The organism is Rhodoplanes sp. Z2-YC6860, from assembly GCF_001579845.1.
GTDB lineage: Bacteria > Pseudomonadota > Alphaproteobacteria > Rhizobiales > Xanthobacteraceae > Z2-YC6860.
Genome location: NZ_CP007440.1, coordinates 1939568 through 1961998, shown reverse-complemented (window position 1 = coordinate 1961998; position 22431 = coordinate 1939568). Strand labels below are relative to the sequence as shown.

The window sequence follows — 22431 nt, the reverse complement described above, 5'->3', positions numbered from 1 at the left end:
CGCGGAGACTGCCCTCAATTGAGCTTCGCTTGAGCCAGCGCCCACCTGCGCTGGAAACGTGGAAAGTGTGTCGGCGGCAAAGGCCCATCAGGGCGCTGGGCGGCCGGGCGTGAGAGCGACGACGATGAGCGAGAACCGCGATCACAAGATTATGCTCACAGAGAGCATGCGCGAAGGCGCCGCGTTGAGCGCGCCGGTCGACGCACGGCTGGAGTATCGCGACAGCGCCGATCCGGGCGTGCCCGATGCGCAGGGGCTTTATGATCCGCGCAACGACAAGGATTCCTGCGGCGTCGGCTTCATCGCCGACATCAAGGGCCGCAAGTCGCACCAGATCGTCGAAGACGCGCTGCAGATCCTCTGCAACCTCGAGCACCGCGGCGCGGTCGGCGCCGATCCGCGCGCCGGCGACGGCGCCGGCATCCTGACGCAGATCCCGCACAAGTTCTTCGCCCGCAAGGCCAAGGACCTCGGCATCACGCTGCCGGCGCCCGGCGAATACGGCATCGGCGTGCTGTTCATGCCGCGCGACGCCGAACGCCGCGAGCAGGTCTGCAAGGTCTACGAGCAGGTGGCGGCGCAAGAAGGCCTGCAGGTGCTCGGCTGGCGCAGCGACATCCCGGTCGACAATTCGACGCTCGGCGAAACCGTGAAGCCGACCGAACCCTTCCACATGCAAGTTTTCATTGGGAAGGGTCAAAAGAAGCTCAGCGAGGACGAGTTCGAGCGCAAGCTCTACATCATGCGCAAGGCGATCTCGGCCGCGATCTACAAGCAGATCGAGCGGCGGCTGTCGGGCTATTACCCGGTGTCGATCTCCTGCCGCACCATCATCTACAAGGGCATGTTCCTCGCCGACCAGCTCGGCACCTACTATCCGGATCTGCACGAGCCGGACTTCGAAAGCGCGCTGGCGCTCGTTCACCAGCGGTTCTCGACCAACACGTTCCCGACCTGGTCGCTGTCGCATCCGTACCGGATGATCGCGCACAACGGCGAGATCAACACGCTGCGCGGCAACAACAACTGGATGGCGGCGCGGCAAGCCTCGGTGTCGTCGGAGCTTTACGGCAACGACATCTCGAAGCTCTGGCCGATCTCCTACGAGGGCCAGTCCGACACCGCCTGCTTCGACAACGCGCTCGAATTCCTGGTGCAGGGCGGTTACTCGCTCGCGCACGCCATGATGATGATGGTGCCCGAGGCCTGGGCGGGCAATCCGCTCATGGATGAGGAGCGCCGCGCGTTCTACGAATACAACGCCGCCCTGATGGAGCCGTGGGACGGTCCGGCGGCGCTCGCCTTCACCGACGGCCGCCAGATCGGCGCGACGCTCGACCGCAACGGCCTGCGGCCGGCGCGCTACCTGATCACCCGCGACGACCGCATCATCATGGCCTCCGAGATGGGCGTGCTGCCGATCCCGGAGAAGGACATCGTGCGCAAGTGGCGCCTGCAGCCCGGCAAGATGCTGCTTGTCGACTTGCAACAAGGCCGCCTCATTCCCGACGACGAGATCAAGGCGCAGCTCGCCAAGAGCCATCCGTACAAGGCCTGGCTTGAGAAGACCCAGATCGTCCTGGAAGAGATGCCGGCCGCGGCCGATGCCGCGCCGATCTCTAACCTCGCGCTGCTCGATCGGCAGCAGATGTTCGGCTACACCCAGGAAGACGTGAAGATCCTGATGACGCCGATGGCGGCGCAAGGCGAAGAGGCCGTGGGCTCGATGGGCACCGACACGCCGATCTCGGCGCTGTCGGACAAGGCCAAGCTTCTCTTCACCTACTTCAAGCAGAATTTCGCTCAGGTGACGAACCCGCCGATCGATCCGATCCGCGAAGAGATCGTCATGAGCCTCGTCTCGATCATCGGGCCGCGGCCGAACCTGTTCGATCTCGAAGGCACGTCGCGCAGCAAGCGCCTGGAAGTGCGCCAGCCGATCCTCACCAACGAGGACCTGGAGAAGATCCGCGCCATCACCGACGTCGCCGACAATCCGTTCAAGTCGATCACGCTCGACACCACCTGGCCGGCCGATCGCGGCGCCGCAGGGCTCACGCCGGCGCTCGATGCGCTGTGCGCCTCGGCCGAGAAGGCCGTGCGCGACGGCATCAACATCATCATCCTGTCGGACCGCAAGGCCGGCAGCGACCGCGTGCCGATGCCTTCGCTGCTCGCATGCGCGGCGGTGCATCATCACCTGATCCGGCAGGGCCTGCGCACGTCCGTGGGTCTGGTCGTCGAGTCGGCCGAGCCGCGCGAGGTGCACCATTTCGGCTGCCTCGCGGGCTACGGCGCCGAAGCGATCAATCCGTATCTCGCCTTTGAGACGCTGATTGCGATGCATGCCGAACTGCCCGGCAAGCTCGACAAGAAGGAAATCGTCAAGCGCTACATCAAGGCGATCGACAAGGGCCTGCTCAAGGTGATGTCCAAGATGGGCATCTCGACCTATCAATCGTACTGCGGCGCGCAGATCTTCGATGCCGTCGGCCTCAAGGCCGATTTCGTCGACCGTTATTTCACCGGCACTGCGACCCGCATCGAGGGCGTCGGCCTGACCGAGATCGCCGAGGAGGCCGTGCGCCGCCATCGCGACGCTTTCGGCGACTCGCCGATCTTCAAGACCATGCTCGACGTCGGCGGCGAATATGCCGTGCGCGTGCGTGGCGAGGATCACGTCTGGACCGCCACCACGGTCTCGACCTTGCAGCACGCGACGCGCGCCAACTCGCAGGAGAAGTACCGCGCCTTCGCCAAGATCCTCAACGAGCAGGACACGCTGGTCACGATCCGCGGCCTGTTCCGCGTGAAGGGCGCCGAGGAAGACGGCCGCAAGCCGGTGCCGCTCGACGAGGTCGAGCCCGCCAAGAGCATCGTGAAGCGCTTCGCCACCGGCGCCATGTCGTTCGGCTCGATTTCGCGCGAAGCGCACACCACGCTCGCCATCGCCATGAACCGGATCGGCGGCAAGTCGAACACCGGCGAAGGCGGCGAGGAGCCCGACCGCTTCAAGCCGCTGCCGAACGGCGACAGCATGCGCTCGGCGATCAAGCAGGTCGCCTCGGGCCGCTTCGGCGTCAACGCGGAGTATCTCGTCAACTCCGACATGATGCAGATCAAGATGGCGCAGGGCGCCAAGCCCGGCGAAGGCGGACAGCTCCCCGGCCACAAGGTCGACAAGGCCATCGCCAAGGTGCGCAACTCGACGCCGGGCGTGGGTCTGATTTCGCCGCCGCCGCATCACGACATCTATTCGATCGAAGATCTCGCGCAGCTGATCTTCGACCTGAAGAACGTCAATCCGACCGCCGACGTCTCGGTGAAGCTCGTCTCGGAAGTGGGCGTCGGCACCGTCGCGGCCGGCGTGTCCAAGGCGATGTCCGATCACGTCACCATTTCGGGCTTCGAAGGCGGCACCGGCGCGAGCCCCCTCACCTCGCTGAAGCATGCCGGCTCACCTTGGGAAATCGGCCTCGCCGAAACCCACCAGACGCTGGTCGCCAATCGGCTCCGCAGCCGCATCGCCGTGCAGGTCGACGGCGGCATCCGCACCGGCCGCGACGTCGTGATCGGCGCGCTGCTCGGCGCCGACGAGTTCGGTTTCTCGACCGCGCCGTTGATCGCGGCCGGCTGCATCATGATGCGCAAGTGCCATCTCAACACTTGTCCGGTCGGCGTCGCCACCCAGGACCCGGTGCTGCGCGCACGCTTCACCGGCCAGCCCGAGCACGTCATCAACTTCTTCTTCTTCGTCGCCGAAGAGGTGCGCGAGATCATGGCCGCCATGGGCTATCGCACCTTCGACGAGATGATCGGCCAGATGCAGATGCTCGACCAGCGCAAGGTGATCGAGCACTGGAAGGCCAAGGGCCTCGACTTCTCGAAGCTGTTCACCAAGCCGGTGGCGCCGGACAATGTCGGCATCTACCGGAGCGAGACGCAGAAGCACAAAATCCACGACATCATCGACCGCAAGATGATCGCGGGTGCACAGGCCGCGCTCGATCGCGGCGCGCCGGTGCGGCTCACGCAGGCGATCAGGAACATCGACCGCACCGCGGGCGCGATGCTGTCGGGCGAAGTCGCCAAGCGCTACGGCCATACCGGCCTGCCAGACGACACCATCCACGTCAGCCTCAAGGGCACTGCGGGGCAAAGTTTTGGCGCGTTCCTCGCCAAGGGCGTGACCTTCGACCTCGAAGGCGAAGGCAACGATTATGTCGGCAAGGGCCTGTCCGGCGGACGCATCATCGTGCGCCCGACGGCCGACTCCGGCATCGTGCCGGAGGAGTCGATCATCGTCGGCAACACCGTGCTGTACGGCGCGATCAGCGGCGAGGCTTATTTCCGCGGCATCGCCGGCGAACGCTTCGCGGTGCGCAACTCCGGCGCCACTGTCGTGGTGGAGGGCACCGGCGACCATGGCTGCGAATACATGACCGGCGGCATCGTCGTCGTGATCGGCCCGACCGGCCGCAACTTCGCGGCTGGCATGTCGGGCGGCATCGCCTATGTGCTCGACGAGGACGGCACGTTCGAGAAGCGCTGCAACCTCGCGATGGTCGAACTCGAGCCGGTCCCTGCCGAGGAAGAGATCAGCCAGAAGGAATACGGCCACATCAACGATCTCGAAGCCCATGGCCGCGTCGACATCACGGCCGACATGACGAGCTTCGACGCTGAGCGGCTGCGTATCCTCATCACGCGGCATGCCCGCTTCACCGGCTCCAAGCGGGCCGCCGACATCCTCGCCGACTGGAAGAACTATCTGCCGAAATTCCGCAAAGTGATGCCGGTCGAGTACCGCCGCGCTCTCGCTGAATTGAAGGCGGCCGAAGCTGCCGAGGCCGACAAACCAAAGCTTGCGCGCGCGTAGAGATCGATGGGTAAAGTCACAGGATTTCTCGAGTTCGACCGCAACGACCGCGACTACCGTCCGGTCGAAGAGCGGATTCGCAACTACAATGAGTTCGTGCTGCCGCTTCCGGAAAAGGACATCCGGGAGCAGGCGGCGCGCTGCATGAATTGCGGCGTGCCCTACTGCCACGGCACCAACACCATCACCAACCAGCCGACCGGCTGCCCGGTGAACAACCAGATCCCGGACTGGAACGACCTCGTCTACACCGGCAACTGGGAAGAAGCCGCGCGCAATCTGCACTCGACCAACAACTTCCCGGAAGTGACCGGCCGCGTCTGCCCGGCGCCATGCGAGGCGTCCTGCACGCTCAACATCGACGACAATCCGGTCACCATCAAAACCATCGAATGCGAGATCGCCGACCGCGCGATCGCGGCGGGGCTGAAGCCAGAGAGCTACGGCCCGAAGACCGGCAAGAAGGTCGCCGTGATCGGTTCGGGTCCGGCCGGCATGGCCTGCGCGCAGCAACTCGCGCGCGCCGGCCACGACGTGCATCTCTACGAGAAGTTCGCCAAGGCCGGCGGCCTGATGCGCTACGGCATTCCTGACTTCAAGATGGAGAAGGGCAACATCGACCTGCGCGTCCGGCAGATGGAAGCGGAGGGCGTGACCTTCCACTACGGCGTCAACGTCGGCGTCGATCTGCCGGTCGACAAGCTCCTGAAGGACTACGACGCGGTCGCGCTGACCGGCGGCGCCGAGAAGGGCCGCGACCTGCCGATCCCGGGCCGCGAGCTCAAGGGCATTCACTTCGCGATGGAGTTTCTGCCGCAGCAGAATCGCCGCGTCAGCGGCGAGGCGCCCGGCACGGCCGAGGCCATCCTGGCCACCGGCAAGAAGGTCGTCGTCATCGGCGGCGGCGACACCGGCTCCGATTGCATCGGCACCTCGATCCGTCAGGGCGCGGTGTCGGTCACCAATTTCGAGATCATGCCGCAGCCGCCCGAACACGAGAACAAGCCGCTCACGTGGCCGCTGTGGCCACTGAAGCTGCGCACCTCGTCAAGCCACGAGGAAGGCGTCAGCCGGGACTTCGCGGTGCTGACCACGAAGTTCACCGGCGAGAACGGCCAGGTGAAGAAGCTGCATTGCGCCCGCGCCGACGCCAAGTTCCAGCCGGTGCCCGGCACGGAGTTCGAGATCGAGGCCGATCTCGTGCTGCTCGCAATGGGCTTCGTGCATCCGGTCCATGACGGCATGATCAAGTCGCTCGGTGTCGAGCTCGATCCGCGCGGCAACGTGAAGGCCGATCAGCTCGCCTATCAGACTTCGACACCTAAGGTGTTCGCGGCAGGCGACATGCGCCGCGGGCAATCTCTCGTCGTGTGGGCGATCCGCGAGGGCCGGCAATGCGCCCATTCGATCGACAAGTTCCTGATGGGATCGACGTCGCTGCCGCGGTGAGCGGCGGCGGGAGGCGATTGATCCTCTGAAGGAGCGTTCGCGGAGGCTTGCCTCAAGCCGCGCCCTCGTTGCGCGAAATCCTTGCCGCTCACTCGCTCTCGAGCAAGTCCTTGGCGGATGCGCTGCGCAGAATGAGGCGCTGGAAGGACGAGCGTAAAATCTGGAAATCGCGCGCCGTGACGCCCTCAAACAGATGAGCATTGATCTTGTCGAGGTTCGGCGCAACGGCGCCGAGTAGTGCCAATGCCTTGCCGGTGAGGCGCAGATTGACCGCGCGTTTGTCGAGCGGATCAGCGGCCTTCAGCAGGTACTTCCGACGGACCAGCCGCGACACTTCGTCCGTGATGTGGGGACCGGCGACGTGCAGATGCTCCGCCAAGAATTTGATTCCGACATCACTGCGCGGCCGCATACGCCAAAGCGCCAGCAAGATGGCAAGTTCCATGCTGCCGAGCCCAACAGATTTCCCAATCGCCCGGCGTAACGCCTGCATACCTGCTGCGGCAGCAAATAAATCGGCAATGAACTCGCGCAGATCGTCGGGACCGTCACGCGGCGCAAGCTGCGAGTTTCGAGGCATGCGGAATGGATCTCCTGACAACTCGGATGATTCTCGAAGGTGCGCGTGGACGCAAGCCCGGCTACCTATTGACCACGACCGGCCAAATAGATAGGAAAGTTATGTAATTAATCCGCAGGAGAACCCCGTGCTCCGGACCGGCGACGATTATTTGCAATCGCTCCGCGACGGTCGCTGCGTTTATATCGGCGGCGAACGCGTTGATGACGTCACCGCGCATCCCGCCTTCCGGAATACCGCGCGATCGTTCGCGCGCATTTACGATCGCAAACGGGAGCCGGAGCATCTCGATGCCATGACGTTTACCGAGGATGGCAAGCGCTGCTCGTCCTGGTTCCTCCTGCCGCGATCGCGCCAGGACCTGGATAAACGAGCCGAGTGCCATCGCCGTTTGGCCGAATGGTCGTATGGCCTTCTTGGCCGCTCGCCGGATCATGTGCCCGCCTTCGTCGGCGGCATGGCGATGGTGCCTGAACTGTTCGATGCCAATCGTGAGGGGTTCGGCCAGAATGTGAGGGACTATTTTCAGCATCTGAAGCAAGGCGACCTGTTCGCGTGTTATCTCGTGCTGACTCCTCAAGGCTCCCGAGACTCCAAGCTCTATCGGGATACGGGCCTGGCCAATCCGGCGCTGACCGTCGTCAAGGAAGACTCCGAAGGAATCGTCGTCAGCGGCCTCAAGCTGCTTGGCACCTCGGCCGTATTTTCCAACGAAGCTTGGGTCGGCAGCATGATCCCGCTTGGGCCTGATCAGGTCGCCGAGGCCGTAACCTTCGCGATCCCGATCAATCAACCAGGCGTGCAGCTCTGGGTCCGGGAATCTTTTGAGCTCCGCGCCGCCAACAGGATCGATCACTATTTCGCGTCACAATTCGACGAAAGCGACGGCGTGATGGTGTTCGATAACGTCCGCGTGCCTTGGAACAGGGTGTTTTGCCACAGCGACGTTACGCTGATGCGGGACATGTACTTCAAGACGCCGGCGCACGTGATGGGGAATCACCAGTCGAACTGGCGGTTCGTCGAGAAACTGAAGCTGATCGCCGGGATCGCACATAAGTCCTGCGAGATGGCAGGCGTCATGAACGTCCCCGCGATTCAGCAAACCCTTGGAAGGCTCGCTGCTGCTGAAGCAACCTTGCTGGGTCTGATGGCCGGTCAGCTCGATCAACACCAGACGCTCGCCAACGGCCATGTCCATGTCAATCGCCGTTTCCTTTATGCAGCTCTCCAATGGTGCGCGAGCAATTACGCGGCCTTGGCCGAGGAGGTCCGCTCCTTGATGGGCGCCGGGCCGTTCTTGTTGCCGGCCGACACTACGGTGTTTGAAAATCCAGAGACCCGAAGGACATTCGAAACTTATTGGGAACTGCCTTCCGCCTCTGCTGATGAGCGTTACAGGTTCATCAAAATGGCCTGGGACCTTCTGGGCTCGGAGTTCGCGGGCCGCCATACCCAATACGAGAAGTTCTATGGCGGCCCCCCGCACATCATGGACCTGTACAGCTTCTTCAATTGTCCCTGGCAAGAGCGGCGTGCGGTTGTCGATCGCATCTTGACCGACATGGGTTCGGTTGGAGACGCAAAGTCGGACAATCAGTAGACCGAGAGAAATTCTATGCTTGAGCTTTACCATGCATCGATGTCGGTATGCTCCGAGAAGGTCCGCATGGCGCTCGCGGAAAAAGCGCTCGAGTTCAAAAGCCACCTTCTAAACCTTCGTGAAGGCGATCAACAAACGCCTGAATACATCGCACTCAATCCGAATGCGGTGGTGCCGACTCTGGTGCACGACGGAGCCGTCATCATCGAATCGGCCATTATCAATGAGTACATCGCTGAATCTTTCCCCGGAACAAGGCTGGCGATGTCCGATCCGCTCTCGCGCACCCGCATGCGCGTTTGGTGGAAACAGCTGGACGAGGGCATCCACGCCAACACGGGCGTGATCAGTTCGGCGCTGGCCTTCCGCTACCAGATGCTGCAGAAGCCGAAGGAAGAGATCGACGCGTCGTTCGCCAAGATGGTGGACCCGGTTCGTAGAGCTCGAATGAGGGATGTGCTTGAAAAAGGTGCGGAGTCTCAGCATTTCGCACCTGCGATGCGTCGTTTCGACAAGATGCTTGCTGACATGCAATCGGCGCTGGAGAGTGGAAGCTGGCTCGCAGGAGCGGAGTTCTCTTTAGCCGATATTGCTTATTCGCCCTACGTGACGAGGCTTGAACACCTGCAGATGTCATGGATGTGGGATCGGCGGCCGAACGTGGCGGACTGGCTTTCGAGAATCAAGAGTCGCCCTTCATATGGCGAGTCGCACACCAAGTGGTTTGCCGCACCTGTCGTCAAGATCATGGAGGAGCGGGGACGAGCAGCCGTAGATCAAGTCAAGCGCATCTTGAGCCTGTGAGATGCGGCTGGAGCAGGCCGGATTGCTCAAGTCATCCGCCTCGATAAAAGTTCGAACATCTTAGACTAACGGCCGAAGCCCCCGAAGCCGCCGCCGAAATCGTCACCGCGCTCCCGACGCGGCGCCTGACGGCGCGGCCGTGGCTCGGCCTGCGCCTGTGCGCGGCTGGTGTTTTTCTTGGTCGTCGCAGGCTTGTTCTCGGGCTTGGCATCAGGCGCCGCGGCCGTGGCGATGGCCGGCGCGGCAGCCACGGCCGGCGTCGGAGCCTGAACCGGATCGGTGGTGACGGCGACCGTCGGATCGGTGCCGAACGCCGCGACGCCGCGGCGCGGCCAGCGGAAGTCGTCGCTGCGGCCGGCCGGCGGCGTGATCGGCTCGCCCTTGATCAGCACGCGCGTGGCGGCGCGCGGATTGCCGCCTGCGGTGGCGGACTCTGCGGCGGCGCCCAGAAGATCCTGGTTCGCCGCGGCTCCGCCCGTCAGCGGCACCACCGGTCCGGACAGCGGACGCGCGGTTGCGGCACCCGGTCCCTTGGGTATCTGAACCTGCGGTTCGGCGGGAAGCGCCGCGATCGAAGGCTCGGCGCCGCGCTGCATGACGCGGCGGATTTCGCGCTCGAGATAATGCGCGAGCTTGCGCGCACCGGCCTTGGTGAAGTGCACGCCGTCGCTGACGCGGAGCCTGCGGGTCTGGCCTTCGAAATCCGGGCCCTGAACCGAGAAGCGCCCGGCCTCGTCGACGAAGCCGTCCCACACATCGATATAGGTGACGCCGGCCTTCTCGGCGCGGCCGCGGAACATGTCGTTGAGGTAGAGCATCTCGCCGGTCGACTTCTGACCGCGGATCGATGGCAACCCGACCCAGAACACCGGCACGCCGGCGCTCTTCAACGCCGCGATCGTCGCATCGATGCGCCGCATGTATTGCTCGGCCCATTCGTCGGTGCGGAATTCGTAGGTGCGCGGTCCGGGCGCCGGCTTGTCGGACGTCGCGGCCTGCGCCGGGTCGGTGCTCTGCGCGTCGGGAGCAGCCGGTGCCGGCGCGCCGGCCTGCGGTACCAGCGGCGGCGCCGTGGTCGGGTTCGACGCGGTCGGTGGACCTGCCTGGATCGGACGATCGCGCAACTGCTGACGATCGTTGAGACCGATCATCATGACCACGAAATTCGGCTTGGTGTGCGCGAGGGTCTCGCGGATCACCTGCGGCCAGTCGAGGCTCTCGTTGCGGCTGTCGTAACGGATGAGGCCCGCGGACGCGCGGTTCTTGCGGACCACCGCGATGTCCGGCGTATCGCCCAGCGCATCCTCGAGGCCGTGGGCCAGCCAGTCGGCCATCGAGTCGCCGAACACGATCGCGGTGTTGGGCGGCTGGTTGTCGAGCTTGCGGGGCGGCGGCGCCTTGCTGAAATCCTGCGGACGCTCGCTCGGCGAATAGTAGCGCGGCTGGCCGGAGTACGGTCCGAAGAAGTCGAACATGCCGCCGCCGCGCTGGCCGAATTGCGCGAGCACCGGCACGGTCATCAGCGCAACACCGCACAGCGCCGCGGCGATCACCGCCGCGCGACGGCCAAACCATTGCACAAGCGAGCTTTTCGCCATTCTGTCGCCGCCGATAAAGATCTGGGCCTCGACAGCCTTACGCCGCCGGCACCGCTCTTCTATCGGTCGTTAAGCGGGACAAATTGTCAACCTGATGACCACCGGTTTGGTGACGCGCCGCGGCGGGAACTCACCCCCCGCGCAGCCGGGCCAGAATGGTCGCGGAGGCAAAGCCGTCGGGGATCAGCCCGACCGAAGCCTGATAGTCGCGCACCGCAGCCCGCGCCTTCGGGCCCAGACGGCCGTTCGGCTCGCCGGTGTCGAAGCCCTTCCGGTTCAAAAGCTCCTGAAGCTCGCGACGCTCGTCGCGGCTCAGCACCGGCTCGTGCCGCGGCCAGGGCTGCGCGAAGGCTTCGCCGCCGCGGAAGCGGTCGGCCAGATGCCCGATGGCCAGCGCATAGGCCTCGGCCGGGTTGTACTTCATGATGACGCTGAAGTTCTGCAGCATCAGGAAGCTCGGCCCCTCGTAGCCGGCGGGCACCAGCAGATAGGCCTTCTCGTGCGGATTGGGGAACGGCTTGCCGTTCGGACGGCGAAGGCCCTGCCCTTCCCACTCCGCGATGGTGTGCTGCTTGCGGCGATCCGCCAGCATGTAGTTGAAGCCCTTGGGCACCACGACCTCGTAGCCCCAGGTGGCGCCCGGCACCCAGCCGTCCTTCTTCAGATTGTTGGCCGTCGAGGCCACCAGATCGCCGACGGAGTCGACCACGTCGCGGTGGCCGTCGCCGTCGTAGTCCACTGCGAACCTCTTGAACGAAGTCGGCATGAACTGCGTCGGGCCGAACGCACCGGCCCATGAGCCGATCAGCCGCTCGGGCTTCACGTCGCCGCGATGCAGGATTTCCAGCGTCGAAAGAAACTCCTCGCGGAAATATTGCTGCCGCCGGCCGATGCAGGCGAGCGTCGCGGTCGAGCGGATCACCGGCCGGTCGCCACCCAGCGTGCCGTAGTTCGATTCGACGCCCCAGATCGCAACGATGATGTTGCGGTCGACGCCGTAGGCCTTCTCGACCTTGTCGAACACCGGTTTGTATTTGGCGAGCAGGTCGCGGCCGCCCTGGATGCGCGCATCGCTGACCAGGATGTCGAGATAGTCCCAGAATGCCTTGGTGAACTCCGGCTGCGCGTCGAGCAGGTCCATGATGCGCAGGTCGGGCGTCAGCCCTGTGACGTACTTGTCGAAGCTCGCGCGCGAGATGTTGCGCTTCTGTGCGAGCGGCCACATGCCTTCAAGGCAGCTCTCGAAATTCGCCGCGGCTTTTCGGATCTCGCTCGCCTGCATCAGCGGATGACCGGACGCGCCCGACTCACCGGTCCATTCCTTGGGGACGACAGGCGCGGTCGCGGCGCGCGGCGGCTGCGCGGGCGCGGCCTGCGCCAGTGCGGCAGGACGCGCGGCAGGCTTGCCGATCGGCATCGGCGGCAGCATGCGGTCGCCCTGCGCGAACGCCGCGGCGCCGAGCAACAGCGTCGCCATCGCGGCCAAACCCAATCGTGCGGAATGCCTCGGCATCGTTCGATCTCGTGCTTCACTCATAGGGCCGCGGGCCAGCGCGGCGATATCCACCTTCTGGCCGCATATTGGGGCAAGATATGGTTGAGCGAGCGTTAACGGCGCAATTCACAAGCGCGCGCGGATCGCCGCATTCGCGTCGTCTAAGTTGTTGGGTGCGCTGTCATTCCGGGGCGCGCTGAAAGCGCGAACCCGGAATCCCGCGACATCGGCACCACCTGTTTGTCTGGTTTCCGGGTTCGCTCGCTTTCGCGAGCGCCCCGGAATGACGGCTGGTGGCTACCGCCCCGCCCGAAGCCGCTCGATCAGCTCCTGGGTCGGATAGGCATCGGCCGGCAGACCGACCTTCAACTGCGCCTGCTTCACGGCGGCGCGGGTCGCCGAGCCGAGCCGGCCGTCCGCCTCGCCGGTCAACATCTTTCGCGCGATCAGAAGCTGCTGCAGCTCCTGAACCTGCGGTGTGGTCGGCACCACCGGCTGGCCGTTGCCGGACCGGAACGGCGGGGCGCCTGCGAGCCGGGTGCCGAAGTAGGCCGCCGTGGTCGAATAGACCACAGCGGCGTTCCACTCGATGTAGGCCTTGAAGTTCGGATAGGCGAGAAACGCAGGACCGAGCCGCCCCATCGGCAGGATCAGCGAAGCCTCCAGATTGTCGGCGGGCAGCTGGCCGTGCGTGGCAGCGACGCCCCAACGCACCCATTGCGACCGCGGGTGCTTGTTCTCGAGGCCGGACTCCTGCCACGGCATCTCGGCCGGCACGCGCACCTCCTGAAGCCAGGGCTGGCCGCGCTGCCAGCCGAAGCTCTTCATCAGGTTGGCGGCGGAGGCGAGCGCATCCGGCGTGCTGTGAATCATGTCGACGCGGCCGTCGCCGTCGAAATCGACACCGTATTTGAAATACTGGGACGGCGTGAATTGCGTGGGCCCGAGTTCACCCGCCCAGTTGCCGATCATCTCCTGGGGCTTGAGATCGCCGCGCTCGACGATGCGCACCGCGCCCATCAACTCCTCGCGGAAGAAATCCGGCCGCCGGCAGTCATAGGCCAACGTCGCGACCGAGCGGATGATGTTGTAGACGCCGCCCTTGTAGGCGCCGTAGTCACTCTCGAGTCCCCAAAGCGCCACCACGACCGCAGGCGGCACGCCGGACTGCTGCTCGATGCGCGCGAGCAGCGCTGCATTCGCCTTGAGCTGCCTCACGCCGTTCTCATAACGGCCGCCGCCGGTCATGCGGCCGGCAAACTGCTGGAAGCTTTGCTGGAACACGCCCTGCCCGCTGTCTCGGCGGATGATGTTCGGATCGAAGGTGACGCCGCCGAGCGCCGCCGATATGGCCTGGCGGGATATGCCCTGCGTTGCGGCTTCCTGCTTGAAGCCTTCGAGCCATCGCTCGAAGCTGCCGGTGTTACGGCACCGCGCAGCAGCGTCTGCTGCTCCGGTGAGCATGACGCTGATCGCAATCGCTGCACCGAACGCACGCCAAGCCCGCTGCTGCCTCATTCTCGCCGCCTCTTGAAGGACACTTGTTGAAGAACTCTTGTTGGAAGGGAGACTTGGAAGGGATGACGCCCGCCGCAATGACAACTTGCCAAAATGACAGATGGCACGGAATGTGCCATTGAACCTGGAACCGTCAAGCCAGCGAGGGGATTGCGGGCAAGCTTCACCATGCGGCCAAGTGAATCATCATCAGGTGAATCATCGATTTGTCGCATGATCCTGCCATCCCTGAGCCAGCCGGACCGTTCCCAACGTCTACGTTGAGCCCACCGATTCGCCCAGAGCCCCATCCATGAAGCCCATTCGCAAAGCCATTTTTCCCGTGGCCGGTCTCGGCACGCGCTTCCTGCCCGCCACCAAGGCCATGCCCAAGGAGATGCTGACGGTGGTCGACCGGCCGCTCATTCAGCACGTCGTCGACGAGGCGCGCGAGGCCGGCATCGAGCACTTCATCTTCGTCACCGGACGCAACAAGGGCGTGATCGAGGACCACTTCGATCGCCAGTTCGAGCTCGAGGTCACGCTCAAGGAGCGCAACAAATCGTCGGACCTGAAGCTCCTCGCCGACGACCAGCCGGCGGCCGGCAGCGCGAGCTTCACGCGGCAGCAATCGCCGATGGGCCTGGGCCATGCGGTGTGGTGCGCGCGCGAACTGGTCGGCAACGAACCCTTCGCGCTGGTGCTGCCGGACGTGCTGGTGCAGAACAAACCCGGCTGCCTCGCGCAGATGATCGAGGCCTACAACAAGGCCGGCGACAAATCGAACATCATCGCGGTCGAAGAAGTGCCGATGGAGCGCATCCATCAGTACGGCGTGGTCGGCATCGGCAAGGGTGACGGCAAGACCTTCCCGATCACCGAGATGGTCGAGAAGCCGCCGCGCGAGAAGGCGCCGTCCAACCTGATCATCACCGGACGCTACATCCTGCAGCCGGAGATCTTCGATCTCCTGGCCAAGCAGACCGGCGGCGCCGGCGGCGAGATTCAGATCACCGACTCGATGATCACGCTGTCCAAGAGCCAGCCGTTCCACGCCGTGAAGTTCGAAGGCAAGAGCTTCGACTGCGGCTCCAAGGTCGGCTTCCTCGCCGCCAACGTCGCCTACGCGATGGCGCGTCCCGACATCGCGCCGGCGTTCCGCGACGAGATCAAGCGGCTCTTGGGGAATTGATATCGGCTGAGGCGCCGCCGCTGTCCTCGACTTTTCTTCCGAAGCACAGGTGGGTGATTGCGATGGACGATCGAACCGTGCGAGCGGCGCTGGCGCGTCATTGGGATGCTTCGGACGCGGGCGATTTCGACGTCGAACATGAGATCTACCGCGAGGACGCGGTGCTGGTTTATCCGCAATCGGGAGAGCGAATCCGCGGCCGGCGCAACATTCAAGAGAGCCGCTACCTGCAGCCCAACAAGAAGCGTTTTACGGTCCAGCGAATTGTCGGCTGCGGCGATCTCTGGGTCAGCGAATTCGTCCTGACCTATGACGGCGTGCCATCTTACGCGGTGAGCATCATGGAATTCCGCGAAGGCCTGGTGGCCAACGAAACGCAATATTTCGCCGAGCGGTTTGACCCCGCTCCTTCGCGCGCGCATTTGGTTGAACGCTAGGCCGGATCGCGGCATCTGGATAAACCGCGGACGATAACCCAGAGCAGTCATCACCGGGCCGCCGCGAAGCGGCGAGACCCGGTGATCTCGATCAGTGGGGCACTGTGCTCGCCTCGCCGAGATCGCCGGGTCAAGCCCGGCGATGACAGCGGAATTTGTTGAGGCGGTTACCGCTAAACTGTGGTTACAGCGCCGTCTTGGTCACCGCGCCAGTGTTGTCGACGTACCAGCGCTCGTTCGCCATCGGCAGGCCCGCAAATCGCTGCGCCATCCAGTCGGCGACCATCGTCGGCGGATACGGCCCGAGGTTGACCGACGGACACGCGCCGATCGCGTGGCGCGCCTCCTGATAGACCACGAGGCGGCGCGGGTTGCTCATGGTCTTGAGCATCCGCTCGGTGTGCATCATGGGGCTGAGCTCGTCCCATTCGCCGCTGACGCAGAGATACGGCACCCGGATTTTCTCGGCTTGGCCCTCCCAGGTCATCGTCTTGCGGAAGGCGTCGAACTTGGCCTCGTCGGTGAAGCCCGCCATGTACATGAACCGCTTCTTGTAGCTCGGGCTCGCCTCGTCGAAGATCGCGTGGAATCCAGGTTCTAGATTGTTCGAGTTGGCGATGCAGGCGCAGATGCGCGGCTCGTTCGCCGTCACGATGGTGACGAAGAACGAGCCGAAGCTGTTGCCGAAGGCGCCGATCTTTTGCGGATCGATCTCCGGCCGCTCCACCAGCCAGTCGACTGCGGCTTTGCCTGCCGCCGTCCAGTTCTCCATGCTGACGGTCAATCCGAGCACGCGGCATTCCGCCTGCCCCGGCCCGTCGAGCGCCAGCACCGCGATGCCGCGTTCGAGCCAGCGGTCGCCTTTGAGCGCGACGAACACCTCCTTGTAGGTGTCCATGCCGGGAAACGAGATCACCACAGGGATGCGGCCGCCAGAGTAATTCGGCGGCAGATGAAACCAGCCGGGCAGCGTCTTGCCCTTGAACGGGATGAACACCGGCTCGATCTTGTGGGCGGCGAGCCGCACGTAGTTCGTGTAGCAGTCGCGCTTGCTCTTGTTGTAGGCGAGATTGGTCTCGTCGTTCTCGTGCCGCGACCATTGGGCCGAGCCCCAATGGATCGCCGCCATGAAGTAGTTGTCGCGCGCCGTGATGGGCGAGCCGTCCTGCTCGGCGGCCTGCGCCTTGGCCTCGCGCCGCCGCGCCGTGTTGGCGAAGGCCGGCTCGATATCGGCGTATTTCTTCACCCGCTCACGGATCGCTGCGAAATCCGCCGAGCCTTCGATGCCGCAGGCGGCGTTCAGATAGAACGAGCGCGGCTGGTCCCAGTCGATGCCGACCGAACGCAGCACGTTGTCGAGCACCCAGCGCTGTTCGGTCCAGCGCCGCACGTTCGGTTCACCTTCGGATTGAGCTAACTCGGCCATTTCCATCCTCGCCATGCTTTTGTGCGAGGACGATGCCGTGTCAGCGCTGCAACTTCAACCCGACCAGGAAGGCATGGGAGTGATAATCGACGTTCGTGGCGTTGGACCACAGCGTGTCGTAGCGGTACTCGCCCTTGAGCCAGAGCTCACGGCTCAGCTTGTAGGTGATCGCCGAGCCGAGCGAGACGCGCTTGTCGACGCGCGGATCGCCGTTGCCGCAGCACGTATTGCTGATGTAGTCGTCGAGTCCGTAGCCGGCCTTGACGGTCCATATCAGCCAGCGCCGCAGCGCGTGGTCGACTTGAATTCCGACGTCGCGGCGCAGCGCACCCGACCAGCCAGCGACAACAGACTCATCGGCTCGGGAGTTCGCGTTGAGCGTGACGGTCGTGAGCCCAGTCGCCTGCCATTTCAGCAATGCGTCATAGACCACGCCGCGCACCGGCAGCAGCGTCGGGTCTTCGAGCCGCCGCTCGGTGTATCCGACCGAGACCTCGCCGGTGAACTTGCCGCCGATATCGAAGGTGCTGCCGACCTTGGGCGTGAGGCCGACTGAATCGCGCTGGAAGCCGTTGCGGTCGAATTGAAGATCATGCTTGCGGGTATCGCCGCCGATCTCGACGAACGGCTTGACGCCGGGCCACAGCTCGTAACTGCCGCGAAGCTGGCCGCCGAATTGGTCGAGATCGCGATCGTGGTTGCTCGATGTCGTGCCGTCGATGAGCTCGGAGTCGTTGAACATCGTCCGGTCGTAGTTCGCCTTGGCCAGCAGCTCGAAATGATTGAAGCGCTGGGTGAGGCCGAGCGACGTACCCCAAGTCTGAAAGGTCGGCAGCTTCGCCACATCGACCGGCACGTTCGGGCTGCCCGGATAATCGGTCGAGAGCAGATAGCGGCCCTCGATGTTGACCGAGGTGTCGCGCGAAGCGTCGAGGCGCAGATAGGTCTTCGCCTCGGCCATCGGCCGGTCGAGCGACGAGACACTGTCGAACTGCGAATAGTTGGCGCGGCCGTCGAAGCCGAACTCGTGCGCCGACCAGTTCGAGCGCACATTCAGCGACGGCTCGACCGTGGTGTAGCCGGTGGGTTTGCCGCCCGGAAAATGCGACGGATTGGTGTCGTAGCCGCGCGTGATGTCGATCGCGGGCCTGAGCAGGAACGTTCCGGCGCGGATGCCGAGCGGCTCGAAAGCGTCCTGGGGCGGCAGAGCCACGCGGCGTGGCGGCGTGTCCGGCGCCCTGTACTGATCGCGCGCGCCGATCTGCGGGGCCAGTGTGTGGCCCTCGGCGGCCTGCGGCGCACCACGCGTCTTGGGGGGCGGCGGCGGCACGGGCTTCGGTTCGCCGGGCTTCGGCTTGTTCTTTTTCTTCTTGTTCTCTTTCGCGATCGCGCCGGTGGCGTCGTATCCGATGCTGCCTGCGCCCGACGAAATCGTCGCGGGTCCTTGCTGCGACGACGAGGCCGTCGGCTTCGCCAGGCCGAAGCGCGGCAGGTAACGCGGATCGGTCAGCGACGGTTGATACGGCGAGAGCGATTGCGCCTGCGCGTCGGAGACCAACCCAGCGTCGAGCAACAGCGCAAGCGGCCATGACAGCGCCGCAAGCGCAAAAGCCAAACACTGGTAACGGCCGCGCGACAGAAGCGAACTCCCTGGCCACAAGGCATCGCGACGGCGCTCGCGCGTTCCCTCGATCGGGGACGAACGAAAGCCGGCAACCGGCCGCGAGGCCCCGCGTCCGGTGGTTAATGAGGATTAAAGTTTTGTGGTTAACGAGACCTTTAACGGCCCGGGACCGGCGGAAAATTGCCGGTCCCTTGAGGGCCGGAGATCAGGCCGCGGGCTCGACGGCGAGGTTTGCGCCGTCGGCCTGAGTCACCCGGACCCGGCTGCCGGCCGGCTGGTCCGATCCCCGGACCCGCCAGATCGTGTCGTCGATGCGCACCGTGCCGATCCCGTCGACGATCGGCTTCTCGAGCGTGAACACCCGCCCGATCAGCGCCTGGGTGCGCCGGTTCAACAGCGGCGCTTCGCTGTCCGGTTCGACCTTCAGTGCGAAGCGACGCCACAGCGGCACCGAGGCCAAGGCAAACACTGCGAAGGCTATGCACTGCCATTGCCACGACCAGTCGATCGCGAACGAGATCACGCCGACCAGCACCGCGGCGATGCCGAGCCACATCATGAACGCGCCCGGCACCGCAAGCTCCAGCCCGAAGAGGACCGCGCCCGCGATGATCCAGCTCCACGGACCGAGCGCCGCGATCATTGCAAGCAAAGAGCCGTTGTTACCCATGACTCACCTCCCTCAGGTGGTGGTCGGAACGGTCGGCCGCCGCGGCGCGGCCGGCGACGATGACGGCGGCCTGCCGTCAGGTCCGAACGTGGCCTTGGCGATCTCGGCGATGCCGGCGAGCGAGCCCAGCACGCCGGTCACTTCCACCGGCAGGATCAGCGTCTTCTGATTGGTCGAGTCGGCGAGCTCGGCCAGCACCTTCATGTACTTGTCGGCGACGAAGTAGTTGATCGCCGTGACGTCGCCGTGCGCGATCGCAGCGCTCACCACCTCGGTCGCCTTGGCTTCGGCCTGCGCCAGACGCTCGCGCGCCTCCGCGTCGCGGAACGCCGCTTCCCTGCGGCCTTCGGCTTCCAAGATTTGCGACTGCTTCTGGCCTTCGGCCTTCAGGATCTGCGACTGACGCTGCCCTTCGGCCTGCAGGATCTCGGCGCGCTTCTCGCGCTCCGCCTTCATCTGACGGCCCATCGACTGCACGAGATCGGCCGGCGGCACGATGTCCTTGATCTCGATGCGGTTGACCTTGACGCCCCAGGGCGAGACCGCGGCGTCGACCACGCGCAACAGCCGCTCATTGATCTCGTCGCGATGCGACAGCATCTGGTCGAGGTCCATGCCGCCCATCACCGAGCGGATGTTCGTCATGGTCAGCTTGATGATCGCCTGATCGAGATGGGCGACCTCGTAGCTCGCCTTCGGTGCGTCGAACACCTGGAAGAAGGCCAGGCCGTCGACCGTCACCGTGGCGTTGTCCTTGCTGATGACATCCTGCTGCGGGATGTCGATCACCTGCTCCATCATGTTCACCTTGCGGCCGATCCGGTCGAAGAACGGCACAATCAGGTTGAGGCCCGGCTGCAAGGTGCGCGTGTAGCGGCCGAAGCGCTCCACGGTCCAGTGGTAGCCCTGCGACACCGTCTTCACGCCGGAGAAGATGGTCAGGATGACAAGGCCGACCAGAACAATGGCGAACACATTGACGCCGGCCAGCAGCGAGAAGTCGTTCAAGATTTCCCTCCCTCGGTTACCTTTGAAATATGGCGAGCCGGCCGGGCAGCCGGTAGAGCCGCCGGGATGGGCGAAATCTCACACTGTTTCAATAGCTTACAAATACCGCGTGTCAGGGCGCGGTGAAAACGATGAGCTGATCGGTCACGCCGCCAGAGCCCGGCTTCAGGGAGCCCGCGGCGACGTAGAGGTTCTTGCCAATCACGGCGGCGCCGGTGCCGTGGCGGCCGCCCGGCATGGGCGCGAGCGTCCGCCACGCATTGGTCTTGGCGTCGTAGGCCTCGTTCTCCGCAAATGTGTTGGGCGGCAGCTCGCCGCCGAGCACCACGGCGAGACCTTGCAGGTTCGCGTAAGCGAGCCCGCTGCGCGAAGTCGGCAGCGGCGGGCCTGACGACCACGAATCGGTCTTCGGATCGTAAACGTCGTGCTGCGCCACGCGACTGGCCGGATTGGTGGTCCGGCCGCCGATGGCGTGCAGCTTGCCGTCGACCGCAACCAAGGCCATGTGGTCGCGCGCCAGCGGCAGCGGCGCGCGCTCGGTCCATTGGCCGGTCGCGGGGTCGAACACCTCATGCGTGGCAACCGTGAATGTGTTGTCGACACCGCGGCCGCCGACCGCGTGAATCTTGCCGTCGAGCAGCGCGACGCCGACCGACGCGCGCGGCGCCTTCATCGGCGCGAGCGTCTTCCAGGTGTTCGACGCGACATCGTACTGATAGACGTCGCTCACCGCGCCGCGATGCACCGAGCCGATGAAACCGCCGACCGTGGTGATGGTGTTGCCGATCACCGCAACGCCGAGATGGTCGAGCCCGCGCGGCATGGGCGCCAGCGCCTTCCAGCTGTCGGACGCCGGATCGTATTCGTCGATCTGCGGCACCGCTTCGCCACCGACATTGCCGCCGACCACATAGACCTTGCCGCCGACCGCGGCGAGCTGCACCTCGTTGCGCGGCGCGGGCAGCGGCTTCTTCATCGCCCAGGAGCCTGCCGCAGATGTGCCTTCGGGCGCCGATTGCGCTAGCCCGGACCCCGATATCAGCAAACCAACGAGAACGCCGGCCAACGGCAGGCGAGCAAAATTCAGCATTCGAACCTCCCCAGCTACGGAGCGTTGACCGCTCTCAAATCCAATCTCAAATCCAACCTTGCAGCTCGCGCCGCACCAGATGCGCAATCACCGCCATGCCGGCCTCGCTGTCGTTGAGGCACGGGATCGCGGCGAAGTTCTCGCCGCCGTTGGCCTTGAAGATGTGCGCGTTCTCGACCGCGATCTCTTCCAGCGTTTCGAGACAGTCCGCGGAAAATCCCGGCATCACCGCCGCAAGATTTTTTACGCCGCGCTGCGCCAGCGACTGCACCGTCATGTCGGTGTAGGGCTGCAGCCATTCGGCGCGGCCGAAGCGCGACTGGAATGTCAGCATCAGCTTGGTTTCGTCGAGACCCAGCCGGGCGCGAAGAAGCCGCACGGTCTCGTAGCAATGCGTCGGATAGGGATCGCCGTCGTCCACGTAGGATTTCGGGATGCCGTGGAACGACGCAAGGATCAGATCGGGCTTGAACGGCAGGCGCTTCAGCTCCGCGTCGATCGAAGTCGCCAGCGCATCGATATAGACCGCGTCGTCGTAGTAGGGCGGCACGACGCGCAGCGCCGGCTGGTCGCGCAGCCGCTGAAGCGCAGCGAACGCCGCGTCGCAGACCGTGGCGCTGGTCGCCGCGGCATACTGGGGATAGAGCGGCACCACGAGGATGCGCTCGCAGCCGGCCTTGGCCAGCGCCTCGATCCGGCTGTCGAGCGACGGGTTGCCGTAGCGCATGCCCCAATCGACCATGATCGCCGGGTCGATCGCATCGGCGGTCGCACGGAGCTTGGCGGCCTGCGACCGCGTGATGGTCTTGAGCGGCGACTCGTTCCTCTCGCGATTCCAGATCTTCTCGTAGTCGAGGCCTTTGGCCTTGGGCCTCTTGTTCAGGATGATGACGTTGAGCACGAACTTCCAGATCGGGCCCTGGTTCTCGATCACGCGGGCGTCGCTCAGGAATTCCTTGAGATAGCGCCGCACCGACGCCGCGTCGGTCGCATCGGGCGTGCCGAGATTGACCAGCAGCACACCGATCCGCCCGCCTCGCGCGGCGCTGTCGCGCGGCGCCAAAACGTCCATTCCAGCA

16 protein-coding genes are annotated in these 22431 nt (G+C 64.7%); 6 read left to right on the top strand and 10 right to left on the bottom strand.

Annotated features, from left to right (window positions below; genetic code table 11):
- The first annotated feature begins 124 nt into the window (after positions 1 to 124).
- Together gltB and RHPLAN_RS09190 are read left to right on the top strand one after the other, a co-directional pair.
- Positions 125 to 4879 (top strand): glutamate synthase large subunit, encoded by a 4755-nt coding sequence (gltB, locus tag RHPLAN_RS09195; RefSeq protein WP_237180089.1) that lies wholly within the window; start codon positions 125 to 127, stop codon positions 4877 to 4879.
- Positions 4880 to 4885: 6 nt separating this feature from the next.
- The gene (locus tag RHPLAN_RS09190) at positions 4886 to 6328 is read left to right on the top strand and encodes a glutamate synthase subunit beta (protein ID WP_068016310.1); all 1443 of its coding nucleotides are present in this window, start codon (positions 4886 to 4888) and stop codon (positions 6326 to 6328) included.
- Between the two features lie 88 nt (positions 6329 to 6416).
- Here RHPLAN_RS09190 and RHPLAN_RS09185 read toward each other — a convergent pair whose 3' ends face one another.
- The gene (locus tag RHPLAN_RS09185; RefSeq protein ID WP_157100153.1) at positions 6417 to 6908 is read right to left on the bottom strand and encodes a MarR family winged helix-turn-helix transcriptional regulator; all 492 of its coding nucleotides are present in this window, start codon (positions 6906 to 6908) and stop codon (positions 6417 to 6419) included.
- A gap of 127 nt (positions 6909 to 7035) precedes the next feature.
- Here RHPLAN_RS09185 and RHPLAN_RS09180 point away from each other — a divergent pair, with 127 nt between their 5' ends.
- Complete coding sequence (locus RHPLAN_RS09180) at positions 7036 to 8511, top strand: 4-hydroxyphenylacetate 3-hydroxylase family protein (RefSeq protein WP_068016305.1); 1476 nt, start codon at positions 7036 to 7038, stop codon at positions 8509 to 8511.
- Between the two features lie 15 nt (positions 8512 to 8526).
- Positions 8527 to 9315 (top strand): glutathione S-transferase family protein, encoded by a 789-nt coding sequence (locus RHPLAN_RS09175; protein WP_068016303.1) that lies wholly within the window; start codon positions 8527 to 8529, stop codon positions 9313 to 9315.
- A 65-nt stretch (positions 9316 to 9380) separates the two neighbouring features.
- Here the strand turns inward: RHPLAN_RS09175 and RHPLAN_RS09170 are convergent, their stop codons facing one another.
- The 3 genes from RHPLAN_RS09170 to RHPLAN_RS09160 all read right to left on the bottom strand — a co-directional run bounded on the left by RHPLAN_RS09170 (position 9381) and on the right by RHPLAN_RS09160 (position 13926).
- On the bottom strand, positions 9381 to 10913 hold the full coding sequence (locus RHPLAN_RS09170) for an SGNH/GDSL hydrolase family protein (RefSeq protein ID WP_068016300.1): 1533 nt from the start codon (positions 10911 to 10913) through the stop codon (positions 9381 to 9383).
- A gap of 130 nt (positions 10914 to 11043) precedes the next feature.
- Positions 11044 to 12426: a lytic murein transglycosylase gene (locus tag RHPLAN_RS09165; RefSeq protein ID WP_157100152.1), complete on the bottom strand. Its 1383-nt coding sequence runs from the start codon at positions 12424 to 12426 to the stop codon at positions 11044 to 11046.
- Positions 12427 to 12705: 279 nt separating this feature from the next.
- A complete protein-coding gene (locus tag RHPLAN_RS09160; RefSeq protein ID WP_068016293.1) occupies positions 12706 to 13926 on the bottom strand; it encodes a lytic murein transglycosylase in 1221 nt (406 codons plus the stop codon).
- A gap of 292 nt (positions 13927 to 14218) precedes the next feature.
- Between RHPLAN_RS09160 and galU the strand changes: the two genes are divergently transcribed.
- Together galU and RHPLAN_RS09150 are read left to right on the top strand one after the other, a co-directional pair.
- Complete coding sequence (gene galU, locus RHPLAN_RS09155) at positions 14219 to 15097, top strand: UTP--glucose-1-phosphate uridylyltransferase GalU (protein ID WP_068016290.1); 879 nt, start codon at positions 14219 to 14221, stop codon at positions 15095 to 15097.
- Positions 15098 to 15159: 62 nt separating this feature from the next.
- On the top strand, positions 15160 to 15534 hold the full coding sequence (locus RHPLAN_RS09150; RefSeq protein WP_068030899.1) for a nuclear transport factor 2 family protein: 375 nt from the start codon (positions 15160 to 15162) through the stop codon (positions 15532 to 15534).
- Between the two features lie 184 nt (positions 15535 to 15718).
- On the opposite strand, the gene RHPLAN_RS09145 is transcribed toward RHPLAN_RS09150, so the two are convergent.
- The 6 genes from RHPLAN_RS09145 to hemH form a co-directional block, all read right to left on the bottom strand.
- Complete coding sequence (locus tag RHPLAN_RS09145; RefSeq protein WP_068016287.1) at positions 15719 to 16960, bottom strand: alpha/beta hydrolase family protein; 1242 nt, start codon at positions 16958 to 16960, stop codon at positions 15719 to 15721.
- Positions 16961 to 17000: 40 nt separating this feature from the next.
- The gene (locus RHPLAN_RS09140) at positions 17001 to 18575 is read right to left on the bottom strand and encodes an outer membrane beta-barrel protein (RefSeq protein ID WP_068016284.1); all 1575 of its coding nucleotides are present in this window, start codon (positions 18573 to 18575) and stop codon (positions 17001 to 17003) included.
- A 214-nt stretch (positions 18576 to 18789) separates the two neighbouring features.
- On the bottom strand, positions 18790 to 19254 hold the full coding sequence (locus tag RHPLAN_RS09135) for an NfeD family protein (RefSeq protein WP_237180088.1): 465 nt from the start codon (positions 19252 to 19254) through the stop codon (positions 18790 to 18792).
- Between the two features lie 12 nt (positions 19255 to 19266).
- The gene (locus tag RHPLAN_RS09130; RefSeq protein ID WP_442971814.1) at positions 19267 to 20262 is read right to left on the bottom strand and encodes an SPFH domain-containing protein; all 996 of its coding nucleotides are present in this window, start codon (positions 20260 to 20262) and stop codon (positions 19267 to 19269) included.
- A 112-nt stretch (positions 20263 to 20374) separates the two neighbouring features.
- Positions 20375 to 21352, bottom strand: a complete 978-nt coding sequence (locus tag RHPLAN_RS09125) for a Kelch repeat-containing protein (protein WP_084244586.1) — start codon at positions 21350 to 21352, stop codon at positions 20375 to 20377.
- A gap of 46 nt (positions 21353 to 21398) precedes the next feature.
- The gene (gene hemH / locus RHPLAN_RS09120; RefSeq protein WP_068016278.1) at positions 21399 to 22424 is read right to left on the bottom strand and encodes a ferrochelatase; all 1026 of its coding nucleotides are present in this window, start codon (positions 22422 to 22424) and stop codon (positions 21399 to 21401) included.
- Between the last annotated feature and the right edge of the window lie 7 nt (positions 22425 to 22431).

What these genes read in the sequence shown, in the direction of transcription:
- RHPLAN_RS09165 (WP_157100152.1), bottom strand. Translation starts at nt 12,426, where the DNA reads ATGCCGAGGCATTCCGCACGATTGGGTTTGGCCGCGATGGCGACGCTG.
- RHPLAN_RS09125 (WP_084244586.1), bottom strand. Translation starts at nt 21,352, where the DNA reads ATGCTGAATTTTGCTCGCCTGCCGTTGGCCGGCGTTCTCGTTGGTTTG.
- galU (WP_068016290.1), top strand. Translation starts at nt 14,219, where the DNA reads ATGAAGCCCATTCGCAAAGCCATTTTTCCCGTGGCCGGTCTCGGCACG.
- hemH (WP_068016278.1), bottom strand. Translation starts at nt 22,424, where the DNA reads ATGGACGTTTTGGCGCCGCGCGACAGCGCCGCGCGAGGCGGGCGGATC.
- RHPLAN_RS09170 (WP_068016300.1), bottom strand. Translation starts at nt 10,913, where the DNA reads ATGGCGAAAAGCTCGCTTGTGCAATGGTTTGGCCGTCGCGCGGCGGTG.
- RHPLAN_RS09135 (WP_237180088.1), bottom strand. Translation starts at nt 19,254, where the DNA reads ATGGGTAACAACGGCTCTTTGCTTGCAATGATCGCGGCGCTCGGTCCG.
- RHPLAN_RS09190 (WP_068016310.1), top strand. Translation starts at nt 4,886, where the DNA reads ATGGGTAAAGTCACAGGATTTCTCGAGTTCGACCGCAACGACCGCGAC.
- RHPLAN_RS09145 (WP_068016287.1), bottom strand. Translation starts at nt 16,960, where the DNA reads ATGGCCGAGTTAGCTCAATCCGAAGGTGAACCGAACGTGCGGCGCTGG.
- RHPLAN_RS09185 (WP_157100153.1), bottom strand. Translation starts at nt 6,908, where the DNA reads ATGCCTCGAAACTCGCAGCTTGCGCCGCGTGACGGTCCCGACGATCTG.
- gltB (WP_237180089.1), top strand. Translation starts at nt 125, where the DNA reads ATGAGCGAGAACCGCGATCACAAGATTATGCTCACAGAGAGCATGCGC.
- RHPLAN_RS09150 (WP_068030899.1), top strand. Translation starts at nt 15,160, where the DNA reads ATGGACGATCGAACCGTGCGAGCGGCGCTGGCGCGTCATTGGGATGCT.
- RHPLAN_RS09160 (WP_068016293.1), bottom strand. Translation starts at nt 13,926, where the DNA reads ATGAGGCAGCAGCGGGCTTGGCGTGCGTTCGGTGCAGCGATTGCGATC.
- RHPLAN_RS09175 (WP_068016303.1), top strand. Translation starts at nt 8,527, where the DNA reads ATGCTTGAGCTTTACCATGCATCGATGTCGGTATGCTCCGAGAAGGTC.